Raw genomic sequence first — 12,650 nt, 5'->3', positions numbered from 1 at the left:
TGCAAATCGGCGGCTTTCTGTTTCCTATGCGCGCGTGCGCTTACCGGCTGTCCGCTCCACTAATCATGGAACGAGCCGCAAGAGCTCCTGCATTAATAGCGGAATTGCTTCACGATATCGTGCAATTCGCCGGAACGCTCCTTCAACACCGAGGCGTGGCTGGCCACTTCCTGCGTGGCGGAGCTTTGCTGCTGTGCTGTAGCGGCGCATTGCTCGATGCCTGCGGCGGCTTCTTCAGAAGCAGCTGCAATTTCGGTTGTGGCCAGACTGACCTTCTCGCTGTTGGCAGCGATTTGAACCAAATTGCTGGTGACGCTTTGAATGCGTTCAGTCATGGCGGCAACGGCTGCGTTAATGTGAGTGAAGTGGTCACGGCAGATGTGGATTTGCTGCTGGCCGCTTGCTACTCTGTCGTGTCCTTGCGCCATCGAATGCGCCATGTTCCGCGTCTCTGCCTGAATGCCCTGGATAATCTCCGCGATCTCTCCGACGGAAGCATTCACCTGCACGGAGAGCTTTCTGACCTCTGCGGCGACTACCGCGAATCCTTTGCCCGCTTCTCCGGCTCTGGCAGATTCAATCGCCGCGTTTAAGGCCAGCAAATTGGTTTGCTCCGCGATTCCCTTTATGACCTCACTCAGCTTGGAAATATCATCGATGCGCAGCTCCAAGTGATTGACCTTGTCCGTGGAATCTGCAACTAAGGCGGCCACTTCTTCAAACAGCTCGACCGAGCGTGCCATCTCCTGCTTCCCTTGATCGGAAGCCTGATGCACATTCTTCGCATGCGCTTCCAGCACCCTGCCGTCCTCGTTGGACAGCACGATCTGCTTATTCAACTGGTCAATCAAGCTGGAGATGTCCCCGGAGGTGCTTGCCTGTTCTTCCGCGCCTGCTGACAACTGCTGCATCGTAGCAGACACTTGCTCCGAGCCGGTGCGCACTTCGCTGGCCGCTTGCGTCAAGACGGCGCTTTGCTGATCGACCTGGCTTGAGATTTGCTTCAACTTTTGCATGATGTCGAGCAAGAACGCCACCATGGCATGGCTGGATCTTGCAAGCTGCCCAACCTCATCCTGACGCTGGGTATCCTTAGCATCCAGATGCAGCTGCAAGCTGCCGTCCGCAATTTCTTGCATCTGGTGAACAAGTCTGGCTACGGGCTTGGTGATGTGGCGGATAAGCAGGAACCCCAGCATAAAGACGATGAGGATGCATAAGGTGATTAACCCCCATGACAGAAGCATCTGTCTTTGATTCGCTTCGATCAGAGCTTGGACCTTGGCGACAGCGGTGTGCTCCAGATCCTGCTGCAGCACATCGATCACATGGCGAGTCTGATTAAATTCGTGCCTCAAGCGCTCCAGTTCTGACGCCGGCACATCCGTTTGATGGGTGATGAACTGTTCGACATCCTGCTGCCAATGGGTGAATTGCCGGAAGAAATCCTCATAGTGCGCGAGCACCTGGTCAGGCTGCAACCCATCGACCACGGTCAGGATGTCCCTGGCCTGATTCATCCGCTCCGTAACTTGAACGATGTTTTCATGGAAGTCTGACGTCCAGACTGCCAGTTGTTCAGAAGTAGCCGACTCATTGGCCTGAATGCTCATGAACGCTTGTTCCGCCTGGTAAAAGTCGCGGTCTGCATTCAATAAGTAATGCGTCGCATAGTAAAGCTCGTCGTACAATTCCTGTTCCAATTCCTCCGCTGTTGACTTGAGCGACTGCATGAGAAAGCCGTTGCTAACCACAAGAGCGACTGTAGCCAGCAGAAGTACTCCGAACAACTTGGTGCCGATTCTTAGATGATTGAACTTGGACAGCATGGATGCATCCCCCTTGGTCATAACCTTTTTTCAAACAAAAAATACACCCCGTCTACTGGCGTGTACTTCCTGAGCAAACGGCAGCTGGCTGGCATGGCAGCATGATGACGCTGCGGTAGCCCCTGTAGCTTTGCGTCACTACGTTTCCGTAGCTTTGCCTTGATCGAAGAATATGGAGTTTTTACGTAGAACCTGGCTGTATGGATCAATCCGAATTTTGTCATTAGTGTAAACGAAATCGAGTTATTTTACAATACAAATTTCGACAAGATTCCACACGCTGGTGTTGCGATTGGCGGAGGAGAGGGCGCCATGAAGTCCTTGTTGCTTCCAGCCCAATATGCGAATACTCGTTGCTACGTTCCTGCTCAATATGCTGGAATAGCGGCAAGAGCCGAGCTTGAAAAAAGTAACGGCGGTGAGCAGAAAGAGCAGAAAGAGCAGAAAGGTTGACCGGACCAGTCGTTTGAATCTGTAGCGGCCGCATATGTCCATTAGAGCGAAAAAAACGTTCCTTCGATTTTCTAGCGGCCGCATATGTCCATTAGAGGCCCAAAAAACCCGGTTTTGCTGGTTAGTGCATCGCTAATGGTCATTCGTGTCCGTTGCATTTCAAAAAAAGGCCAATACGCCCTCTGACGGTCATCTATGTCCGTTAAGGTTACATAAAGTCAGCGGCGGCGCTCTCATCAGCAAGGTCGATCGGCAGTGGCGGGGGCATAAGTGGTCACGAAAGATGCCAACTGACCCCCTTCGACCCGAGAACTGCGCCCGCGCATGTTTCTCGGGCGTTCGCCATTTCGCTTTAGTGATCGTTTGTTGATCGTTTGTTGATCGTAGGCATATATAATAGATTGCAACCTACTTCGACATTCTTCGACAAATCCACACAGATGGAGGATGACTAATTTGGCGGAATATGATGGAGCTAATTGGAGAATGGTACACAAGGCCGCAATGGGGAGAAGGGCACTGATCGGCATGCTGGCCAGCGTGCTTTTTTTGACCCAACTGGTAATCGCGGATACCGCGCATGCGGCTAGCGGCTGGAGCAACGTGAGTGGTGAAGAGGGCATAACTACGAGCCAGGGGAGTATGGTGCGACCTGATCTTATCGAATACAACGGGTATTTATATCTAATCTGGTCAGAGTTGTATGATGGAAATTATAGGGAAATGCACGTGATGCGTTATAACGGTACCAATTGGGAATCTGTCCAAGGAGGGGATGATGGCTGTGTCATGGTTGGCTGCGTCAATGCAGAAGCTGGGTCGCCTAATAATTCAGCGGTATTCCCATCTCTGGAAGTTTACGACGGCAAGCTCTTCGCCTCCTGGTATGAAAACTACACGATGATTAACTATCAAGCGAGGGTTAGGCAATATGACGGCGAACATTGGACGACGGTGGACGGCGGTACGCTTAATGTAAGTACGAACACAGCCAATGATCCCGATTTGATGGTGTATAATGATGAGCTCTATGCCATCTGGTATGAAGCGAACAATATTCATGTGAAGAAATATAGTGGTGATGCCGATTCGCCGCAGTGGAATCTCGTCACGCCTAACGGAGGATTGAGTTCAAATGCAGGCCTGAATCCAACGCTGATTGAGTTTCAAGGAAGCTTGCACGCGGTATGGCGGGAGATGGGGTCAGGGGTAAGCAAAGTACGAGTCAGCAGATATGAGGGCAACACTAATTGGGTATCTGTTGACGAGGGCGGACGGACGGAGAACCCGTCCTCGCATGCGTTGACTCCGCATGCGGCTGTATTCAACGATCAGTTGCATGTGATTTGGAAAGAAGCCAGCACCAATCGTATTCGCGTGCACGCCTATGATGGGGACGGCTGGAAGGATGTGAGTTCCGGCTTGAATATCAATACCGAAGTGACGGATCATCCCCGATTAATCGTCCACAATGATCGCCTGTATGCAGGGTGGATTGCAGGGGGGGTGCTGCGGGTGAAAGCCTACGATGGGACTACTTGGGCGCTGGCGGACCGGAATATGGGGCTGAATGTTGCCAGCGGCTCGACCGCAAGCTATCCCCAATTCGGCACTTATGACGGGCAATTGTACGCGGCTTGGGTCGAACGAACAGGGTCCAGCGAATTTCGTCTCAGGGTAGCGCGGATGCCGTCCGCGCCGGCTGCGCCGACGAATGTGATGGTGACGCCAAGTTTTAACAGTGTGACGGTCGCGTTCGATACACCTAATGACGGGGGAAGTCCGATCACACAGTACACAGTGACTTCCTCGCCGGAAGGCATAACGAATACAGGCACGGCCAGTCCCATCACGATTACGGGGCTGACGTATGGCGTCGATTATACGTTCACCGTCACAGCCACGAATGTGATGGGCACATCGGCGGCATCCGCGCCGTCTACTCCGATTACACCGTTAGCCTTTGCACCGGAGCCTCCAACGAATGTAGCCGCGTCACCGGGCAACGCCGAGGCAACAGTCAGCTTCGATACGCCGTTTGCCAACGGCAGCCCGATCACTTCTTACACGGTTACATCGAGTCCGGGCAACATTACGGCTACGGGCAGTTCAAGTCCGATTACGGTAGAGGGATTGACGAATGGAGTAGCGTACACGTTCACCGTTGAGGCTACGAATGCCGTAGGGACTTCGAATGCGTCTGAACCTTCAACTGCGGTGACGCCGCAGCCGGAAAGTTTTTTCCTATTCGATGCCAGCACAGGGACGATTACCGGCTACTTGACGGGAGGGCCTAAGGATGTCGTCATTCCCGAATCAATCGAAGGCGTAGCGGTTACGCGGATTGGAAATGGCGCATTCAAGGGCAAAGCGCTTACCAGTGTAGTGATTCCAGACGGGGTTGTCACTCTGGAAAGCGAAGCTTTCAGCAACAACGACTTGACGACTGTAACGCTGCCGATGAGTGTCAAGACGATTGGCGAGAACGCCTTCGCTGACAATCAGTTAACCGTCGTAACCCTTTATAACCGCGATGTGGAGCTGAATGATGGCGCGTTCAGCGACAATCAGGCGGAGTCCGCCAGCTTGACCCTGATCGGTCATTCCGGAACGGCGGCGGAACACTATGCGACGAATGAGCAGCATACTTTCCTCACGTTGATCGGATTGTCGCCGGCCGACACGCTTATATTCCCGATAGCGGTTGAAGGATACGATGCAGCCATGCCGCAGAAGGTGTCCATCACCAAACACGTGCATGGAGAGGTCGATCAACTAGATGTGGAAGTGAGCGGAGCAAGTGCCGCACATTTCGAGATTGGCGCTCTGGGAGCAGTGAAGCTCGATAACAGCCATGCACAAACGAGCTTTACCATAACGCCTAAGACTGGTTTGCCTGCCGGTACGTATACGGCTACTGTAACGGTCACGGCGGACTACGGCATTGCCGAATCGATCGAGGTGCTGTTCACCGTCGGCTCGGCAACGGAGCCGGTAGCCATTGCAGCCCAGCCGCAAAGTCAATCTGTGACAGAGGGAGCGACCGTTGTATTCGAGGTCGTCGCTTCGGGGACGCCGACTTTGCATTATCAATGGCAGAAGGACGGCGTGGACATGCCCGGTGAGAACAAGTCGAAGTTAACGTTGCAGAATGTTGCGGCAAGCGATGCGGGAAGTTATGCCGTAGTCGTTTCCAATGCTGCGGGAAGCTTGACCAGCGCATCGGCGGTGCTGACGGTCCGTCCTGTAGGGGATTTTGCTCTGACGGCTGTGGCCGGGAACCGCTCTGTGAATTTGAGCTGGGGTTCGGTTACGGATGCTGTCTACTACAGTGTGTATACGAACGATGACTGGACCACGACAGTGACAAGCCAAGTCTATGCGTATCAGGTTGATCAGTTGGATAACGGCAGAACGTATCAGTTCGTCGTACACGCGCTGGATGAAAACCAAGCAACGATTGCTGTCTCGAACCGCACAAGCGCTACGCCGCGCCGGCCGCAGAGCAGCGGGGGAAGCAGTGGCGGTACGCCGCCTCAGCCTGCAGAACCGGGCACGCCTTCGCGTGCAGAGGTCATAGTACTCGTTAATGGCAAGGAAGAGCATGCAGGCACAGCCACAACAGGTGAAAGAAATGGCCAGAGTGTAACGACGATTGTACTGGACGAGGACAAGCTTCGGCAACGCCTTGAAGACGAAGGCGCTGGCGCCGTGATCACGGTGCCGATAGAGGCCGACAGCGATGTGGCGATAGCTGAGTTGAACGGTCGAATGATTAAGAGTATGGAAGACCTGCAAGCGGTAATCGAGATTCGCACAGGGCAGGCAGCTTATACCTTGCCGGCGGCGCTCATCCTCATAGACGAGCTTTCTGAACGTCTGGGGGCGAATGTGTCGTTGCAGGATATAAAGGTGAAGATCGAGATAGGCTCGCCAACCGCCGATACCTTGCGCACAGTGGATGCAGCTGCGGACAAGGGCGGATTTACGCTGGTTGCCCCGCCGCTTCACTTCAAGGTGACCGCAGAATATAACGGGCGCGAAGTAGAATTGACTGCATTCCAAGCCTATGTGGAACGCGAATTGGCGTTGCCTGAAGGGGTAGATCCGAACCGCATTACAACAGGTGTGGTAATCGAACAGGATGGAACGGTTCGCCATGTGCCAACCCAGGTTGTGATCCGGGACAGCACCTATTATGCACGCATCAACAGCTTGACCAATAGCACGTACGCCGTCGTGTGGAATCCGGTGGGATTTAAGGATGTAGAGAACCATTGGGCCCAGAATGCGGTCAATAACATGGGATCGCGGATGGTTGTGAGCGGAGTCAGCAGCGAGCTGTTCGACCCGAATCGGAACATTACTCGCGCCGAGTTCGCGGCAATTATCGTTCGCGGCCTCGGATTGAGACTGCAAGAGGGACACAGTCCTTTCGCAGATGTCCAAGCAACAGACTGGCATAACAGCGCGATCCGTGCGGCACACGAGTACAAGTTGATCCAGGGAATCGGGGACGGCACCTTCCTCCCGAATGAGAACATTACACGCGAGCAAGCGATGGTCATTATCGCCAATGCGATGAAGCTTACAGGCTTGAGCGCACAGTCGGGGAACCAGTCTCCGGACGCAGTTCTCCACTCGTATGAAGACGCTGCGCAAGTCTCCTCCTGGGCGTACCAGGCTGTAGCTGACAACGTTCAAGCAGGGATCATAACAGGCAGAAGCGACACCGGGCTTGCGCCTCAGGCATTCATTACGAGAGCCGAGGTTGCCGCCATCGTAGAGCGGCTGCTGCAAATATCGGAATTGATTTAGTGCATGATTCAGAGAAACCTTGCGGGAGGGGCTCGCTAGAAAATTCCTTGGCGAGCGTTGGAAGCAAGGAAAAGCCCAAGAATGTTGGTTTTCCGGCATTCTTGGGCTTTATTTTGTTCATGGTTCGCAGTGAATTGCTGTTTTTTTTCGGACAGCCTCGTATGGTTATGCTTCTGCCGCGATCATCCACGATACTCCGTAACGATCAATGAGCTCGCCATAGTACATCCCGAATGGCTGCAATTCCAGCGATTCCGATATATGCCCGCCAACAGCCAGCTTGGTGAAGGCGTCGCGTGCTTCCTCTACCGATTTGAAGGTAAGGTTAAGGGCAATACCCGAGTCTGGGGTATACGGCACTAGCGAATCCGCCATGAAAATAGCGTTGCCTCCGGCGACATGCACGCAAAGGTGCATCACTTTATCCTTATGCGAAAAATCTGTCCCCGTCGCTTGCCCGAAGGTGATGACAGAGACCAGTTCTCCGCCGAGCGCTTCTATATAAAATTCGGCTTGCGTCCTGGCGTCTTCCGATTGCAGGAAGGGTCGCAATACTCCCATCTTCTTCAACATCCTCTCTCCATGGAATCACTCTGTGCTATTCACTCTACCATCTTGGACGACGCGACATTTCTTCTGAATTGCTCACCTTTCCCAAAGGGGAGAAGCGGCGCCGTTTTAATGCAGGATGTATGCAGCCAGTTGAACCGAACCATCAGCCCCGTATAGGGTCAAGAGTAGAGGTCGAAATCAAGATGCCCTGCGGCGAACCTGCTCACACCCTTCAACGAGCGAAGCAGAAGGGAAATCAGGAATTTTGTCGAATCATACTACAAAGGAAATAGACAAATCGGCAGCCAATGACGGAGAGTGCGGCGAAATCGGTCTATGAGTTTGGTTTGGGGGCGGGAACCTTGCAGGGTTCCTTTCTTTATTCCCCTAAGCTCAAACGGCCGGCAGAAGCAAGACGCAATCCCATTCGGCAAACTTCGAATGGACGGGGGCGAGAGAGATATTCAAGAGTTTCGAGATCATCGGTGTCGTCAGCTTGACGGCATTTTTGTTGAATAGAGAGAGGCAGCTTGAGGACGGTCGAACGTTTTTGGATAAGGATAAGTGCGTGTCGGGGGATAGTCCCTCATACACTTCGTTCGATATCGATCAAAGAGAAATAGAACGGATCGTTCAGGCATCCGACGGTGGCGGGTTGTGGAAGATCCGCAAGCACCTCAAGTCTCTTCATGCAACGGGCATTCAATTCGAAAGTCCGCCCGGCTCGGGAACATGCGGATCGTTCGCCATTCCGGTGAACAGAAGGGAGGCAGCGAATTGCTAAGAGCGATTATTGTGGATGATGAGAAAAGGTCCATCAAGCGGTTAGTCCACTTATTGTCTGATTGCAATTGGCTGGATGTGTGTCGGACCTTTGAGCATCCTCAGGAGGCTTACGCATACGTGCAGGAAAATCCGGTTGACGTTGCGTTTCTTGATATTTCCATGCCGGATGTGAACGGCATGAAGCTCTCCTCTTTGCTGACCGCGTGCAATGATGAGACGAACATCGTATTCGTGACAGGTCATGACGAATATGCAGTTCAGGCGTTCAACTTGAACGCGTTGGATTATTTAATGAAGCCCGTGGACGAAGCGCGGATGAGTCAAACGCTGAGCAAAATCAAGAGGATTCGACGGATATCCGATCAAGCTCCTGACATTTCGGTAATGTTGTTTAATGGATTTAAAGTGTATTCGGGCGGTACGCTGCGAACTCCGCTGAAACTAAGAAGTCCCAAAACGGAAGAATTATTTGCTTTCTTGATTTGCAGGGGTACAGTCAGCCGCGAAGAAGTCATCGACGCCCTGTGGCCGAAGCTGGAGTATGACAAGGCGCTGCGCAACTTGAATACCAATCTTTATTACATCCGCAAATCGTTGGGCGAAAGCCAGTCTCAATCGTGTCTGCGCGTCAGCAGGAATGAAATCAGTATTGAAAAAAACGGCCTGTCTTGCGATGCTTATACATTCGACAGCATCGTCAGGCGCGTTCGATTGGCAGGTCTTGCAGACCTCTCGCTTGTTGATCAGGCGGAAGCTCTGTATACGGGTCCGCTTCTCAAAGGCAGAGATTACAGTTGGCTGGGCGAGACCGGGCACAATTATGAGCAGGAGTTTATTGGCTTATTGGATGCGGCCGCGCGGCACTGTCTCTCGGAAGGCAAGGCCGAAACGGCGCTGCGCTACTTCGATGCCATTGTCGCATTGGATGCGCTCAGGGAAGATGTCTACTATGAGATGATCAAATTGTTCGTGAAGCTGGGCAGAAGAATCGATGCAGATCGGTATTTCCAACAATTGTCGTCGATGCTGCGAAGGGAGCTTGGCGCTTCGCCCGATTCTGCCATCATCAAGCTGGTCCAGGAGATGAGATAGGTAATATGTCAGCAGCGCGGATTATGCCAGATTGCTGCCGCAGCTTAACCCGATTGACCTGCCGGCCAGAATGCCCGACGAGCAGGATGCAGGACTGCAGGTTTTCTATGCGCTGGAGCAAACGACGAATGTGATGGCGGAGTCGCTTCGTAAGCTGCCATACGATGTCCTTGTGAGAATGGACGAGCTCTCGCCTGCATATATGGAAGCCATGCTGACGGAAGAGCTGACCGTGGCGGAAGCATTGAAGGAGCTGGAGAAGGAATTTCAGACGGCCTATGAAGCGTCCGCATCGGAATGAGGTGCGTCATGTCCGAAACTTGCGAATCATGCTGTAGGATGAACGCGAGCACTGTAGTGCCTCCGCAATCTCGAAGAAATGCGCCCGCGCCATGTGCTACAATCCTCGTAGGTCGGCAATAGTCAAGTAAGAAGCCGATAGCGCAAAAAGCGGGGCAGCCGAACCGCGCCCGCATGGAGGAGGGAGTGCATGATGAAGACAGTTGTATTCGTGCATAGTGCAGGTGCTCAAGGGACTGGCGAGGGAAGCAGCGGACTGATGGCGCATATAAGCAGGAATCTTGGAGCGGATTTCCAGGTTCGCTGTCCGGCAATGCCCGACCCGACATCGCCATCGTGCAGCGCTTGGCAAGCGCGTTTGGCGCAGGAGCTCGAACGGATAGGCGAGGGAACGGAGGTCCTGCTCGTTGGTCACTCATTGGGCGGATCGGTCATTTTGAAGCATATAGCGGAGGGCGAGTGCCGCAGCCGGATTGCGGGAGTGTTTCTGATCGCTGCGCCCTATTGGGGGGCAGATGAGGAGTGGCAGAGCGAGGACTACCAGTTGGCAGAGGATTTCACAGATTGTCTTCCGCCAATTCCGCACATTTATTTGTATCACAGCCGTGAGGACAGCATTGTCTCGTTTGCCCATATGCAGGCTTATCACAGGAAGCTGCCGCATGCACAGCTTCGGCCATTGCCCGGAGAGGAGCATTACTTTTCCTCAGGGCTTGCTCAGCTGGTGGATGATATGAAGAGGATGCGCTAACCGAAATAAAAAAAGACATGCTCCCGGTTCAACGACAATCCAAGAGCATGTCGGTCTGTTATTCGTCTGCAGCAAGATATTTGGACTGCTGGACATCCCGTCCCCAAGGTGTGCCTAACAGCGGCAGCGCCCAGCGGTCCAATCCGATCCAGCCTGCGTTCTTCCAAGCCAGCACGAGCCAAGTGGCCAGCACGAACAGGATGGGGTTCGTGCTCAGTGTTCCTGCGAACAGGAAGCTGACGTTCATCACGCCCCCGAAAAAGGCGGCGATTCCTGTCAACAGCCCCAAGATCAGCCCCAATCCGACGAGCAGTTCTCCGAAGGCCACCATGTAGCTGAACAGCTTGGCATTCGGGAGCACAGCGTTCTCCAGGAAGCTGGCATACCAGCCAGTGACATCTCCTCCGCTTTCGGCTTTCGCCAGAGCCCCGCCGACGAAGCCCTGAATAGCAGCGCCCGCATTGTCTCCGGTCCAAGCGGGGCTTGTCACTTTATGCCAGCCTGCGTTAAGCCAGGCGTAGCCTACATAGAGCCGTACCAGCAGCCAAATCCAGGCAGCCTGTGTACTGGAGAATAAAAATCGGGAAACGGGATTTTCGGGAATGATGACATGATTCATTTTGCTCATTTGTATCTCCTCCTAATGATGCGTGATATCCATCACAGCGGATACCGGCGCTTCGCAACTGATTACTGTGATCATAGCAGAGTGAGCTGGGGGATGGTGTGACTTTTCTCACACTTTCACCAACTTCGGTTCCGAATCTTTCCAAGGAGCGAAGCGATGAGGGAGACGGCAACAGACAATTTATCCCATTCCTCTATCTTTCTCTGGCCAGTCGTAGGGTATACATGTGCTATAATGAGTTCGCAAGCGAAAGGATGTATATTCCAGCCGCTTCTGACGACATGATAATGGGAGACTTGAATGGAAGTGGAGGCTATGAACATGAATCGAAAGCTGCGGGTTACAATATGGAATGAATACCGCCATGAAAAGGAAGATGCAACGGTACGCGCGATCTATCCGAACGGCATTCATGCTGCCATTGGGGAAGGCCTGGGCGACCAGGTGGAGATCGCCTATGCGACACTGGATGATCCGGAGCACGGCTTGACGGAGGAGCGGCTGAATACAACGGATGTCTTAATCTGGTGGGGGCATAAAGCACATCACGAGGTGCAGGATGACATTGTGGAACGCGTGCATAATCGGGTGCTGCGCGGAATGGGGCTGATCGTCTTGCATTCCGGACATTTCTCCAAAGTGTTCAAGAAGCTGATGGGCACGTCTTGCGACCTGAAGTGGCGGGAGGCGGATGACAAGGAGCGGATTTGGGTGGTGTCGCCCGGTCATCCGATCGTGGAAGGCGTCGGCGAATATATCGAGCTCGATGCCGAGGAAATGTACGGGGAGCACTTCGATATCCCGGCGCCGGATGAGCTGCTGATGGTCAGCTGGTTCGAGGGCGGCGAGGTTTTTCGGAGCGGCTGCACGTTCCATCGCGGGCAGGGAAAAATCTTCTACTTCCGTCCGGGACACGAGACGTATCCAACCTATTACAACGAGCAGGTACGGCGCGTCATCCGCAACGCGGTCATGTGGGCCGCGCCGGTCGAGCGCGAGTATCCGAACTACGGCAACCACAAGCCGCTGGAGCAGATTCAGCCGAAATAAGCGGAGCGCAAGACGTTCTCTGAGGAAGCTGCTTCCGCACAGGGGATTGGCATGGGCGCAGCTCATGCGATCTGTCCGAGCGGGAAGGCTCTGATTCCACGTATGACGGATCTGCGACTGGCAGCCATCCTCACGTTGACAACTGCTCCAATTGATAGGGCTGATCCCGAGGTCTTCACTGATCGGGAACAGCCCTTTTTTTTGTCATGCCGCACTCGCTAACGGAATTGAGCGACACTCCTGCTCAGATCCGGCTGCGCTTAGAGGCGACGGATGAGATGGAACGCTAACGGAAGGGAGCGACGCTATTGGCCAGTTTTTAGCTGCTTTTTCCCGCTAACGGAACGGAGCGACACTATTTGCTCCCCTGCCTATCAAGCCCCCTAATTAA

General features: G+C 53.5%; 10 protein-coding genes and 1 riboswitch. Of the genes, 7 read left to right on the top strand and 3 right to left on the bottom strand.

All coding sequences use genetic code 11. The annotated features are described in order from the left end of the window. Positions 1 to 92: 92 nt before the first annotated feature. Positions 93 to 1,829: a methyl-accepting chemotaxis protein gene (locus tag XYCOK13_RS21120; RefSeq protein WP_213414233.1), complete on the bottom strand. Its 1,737-nt coding sequence runs from the start codon at positions 1,827 to 1,829 to the stop codon at positions 93 to 95. A gap of 76 nt (positions 1,830 to 1,905) precedes the next feature. Next, positions 1,906 to 1,998, bottom strand: a riboswitch (cyclic di-GMP riboswitch). Between the two features lie 143 nt (positions 1,999 to 2,141). On the opposite strand from XYCOK13_RS21120, the gene XYCOK13_RS21115 reads away from it, so the two are divergent. Then, a complete protein-coding gene (locus tag XYCOK13_RS21115; RefSeq protein ID WP_213414232.1) occupies positions 2,142 to 2,282 on the top strand; it encodes a hypothetical protein in 141 nt (46 codons plus the stop codon). A gap of 456 nt (positions 2,283 to 2,738) precedes the next feature. Further along, entirely contained in the window at positions 2,739 to 7,100 is a 4,362-nt protein-coding gene (locus XYCOK13_RS21110) for an S-layer homology domain-containing protein (protein WP_213414231.1), read from the top strand. Positions 7,101 to 7,265: 165 nt separating this feature from the next. Here XYCOK13_RS21110 and XYCOK13_RS21105 read toward each other — a convergent pair whose 3' ends face one another. Then, positions 7,266 to 7,661, bottom strand: coding sequence for a VOC family protein (locus XYCOK13_RS21105; RefSeq protein ID WP_213414230.1), 396 nt, complete (start codon positions 7,659 to 7,661; stop codon positions 7,266 to 7,268). A 487-nt stretch (positions 7,662 to 8,148) separates the two neighbouring features. Between XYCOK13_RS21105 and XYCOK13_RS21100 the strand changes: the two genes are divergently transcribed. The 4 genes from XYCOK13_RS21100 to XYCOK13_RS21085 all read left to right on the top strand — a co-directional run bounded on the left by XYCOK13_RS21100 (position 8,149) and on the right by XYCOK13_RS21085 (position 10,581). Beyond that, the gene (locus tag XYCOK13_RS21100) at positions 8,149 to 8,436 is read left to right on the top strand and encodes a hypothetical protein (protein WP_213414229.1); all 288 of its coding nucleotides are present in this window, start codon (positions 8,149 to 8,151) and stop codon (positions 8,434 to 8,436) included. After that, complete coding sequence (locus tag XYCOK13_RS21095) at positions 8,430 to 9,530, top strand: response regulator (RefSeq protein ID WP_213414228.1); 1,101 nt, start codon at positions 8,430 to 8,432, stop codon at positions 9,528 to 9,530. The genes XYCOK13_RS21100 and XYCOK13_RS21095 overlap by 7 nt, the downstream gene beginning before the upstream one ends. A 31-nt stretch (positions 9,531 to 9,561) precedes the next feature. After that, positions 9,562 to 9,831, top strand: coding sequence for a hypothetical protein (locus XYCOK13_RS21090; protein WP_213414227.1), 270 nt, complete (start codon positions 9,562 to 9,564; stop codon positions 9,829 to 9,831). A 189-nt stretch (positions 9,832 to 10,020) separates the two neighbouring features. After that, complete coding sequence (locus XYCOK13_RS21085) at positions 10,021 to 10,581, top strand: RBBP9/YdeN family alpha/beta hydrolase (RefSeq protein WP_213414226.1); 561 nt, start codon at positions 10,021 to 10,023, stop codon at positions 10,579 to 10,581. A 58-nt stretch (positions 10,582 to 10,639) separates the two neighbouring features. On the opposite strand, the gene XYCOK13_RS21080 is transcribed toward XYCOK13_RS21085, so the two are convergent. After that, the gene (locus XYCOK13_RS21080) at positions 10,640 to 11,209 is read right to left on the bottom strand and encodes a DoxX family membrane protein (RefSeq protein ID WP_213414225.1); all 570 of its coding nucleotides are present in this window, start codon (positions 11,207 to 11,209) and stop codon (positions 10,640 to 10,642) included. Positions 11,210 to 11,530: 321 nt separating this feature from the next. On the opposite strand from XYCOK13_RS21080, the gene XYCOK13_RS21075 reads away from it, so the two are divergent. Further along, complete coding sequence (locus XYCOK13_RS21075) at positions 11,531 to 12,259, top strand: ThuA domain-containing protein (protein ID WP_213414224.1); 729 nt, start codon at positions 11,531 to 11,533, stop codon at positions 12,257 to 12,259. Positions 12,260 to 12,650 lie beyond the last annotated feature (391 nt).

Origin of the sequence: Xylanibacillus composti (assembly GCF_018403685.1) — a bacterium.
Taxonomy (GTDB): domain Bacteria; phylum Bacillota; class Bacilli; order Paenibacillales; family K13; genus Xylanibacillus; species Xylanibacillus composti.
Note: the sequence above shows the minus strand (reverse complement) of the source record. Positions and strands in the feature narration are given on the sequence as shown.

Coding starts and splice junctions, on each gene's coding strand:
- XYCOK13_RS21120 (WP_213414233.1), bottom strand. CDS start 1,829: ATGCTGTCCAAGTTCAATCATCTAAGAATCGGCACCAAGTTGTTCGGA.
- XYCOK13_RS21115 (WP_213414232.1), top strand. CDS start 2,142: ATGAAGTCCTTGTTGCTTCCAGCCCAATATGCGAATACTCGTTGCTAC.
- XYCOK13_RS21105 (WP_213414230.1), bottom strand. CDS start 7,661: ATGGGAGTATTGCGACCCTTCCTGCAATCGGAAGACGCCAGGACGCAA.
- XYCOK13_RS21085 (WP_213414226.1), top strand. CDS start 10,021: ATGATGAAGACAGTTGTATTCGTGCATAGTGCAGGTGCTCAAGGGACT.
- XYCOK13_RS21080 (WP_213414225.1), bottom strand. CDS start 11,209: ATGAGCAAAATGAATCATGTCATCATTCCCGAAAATCCCGTTTCCCGA.
- XYCOK13_RS21075 (WP_213414224.1), top strand. CDS start 11,531: ATGAATCGAAAGCTGCGGGTTACAATATGGAATGAATACCGCCATGAA.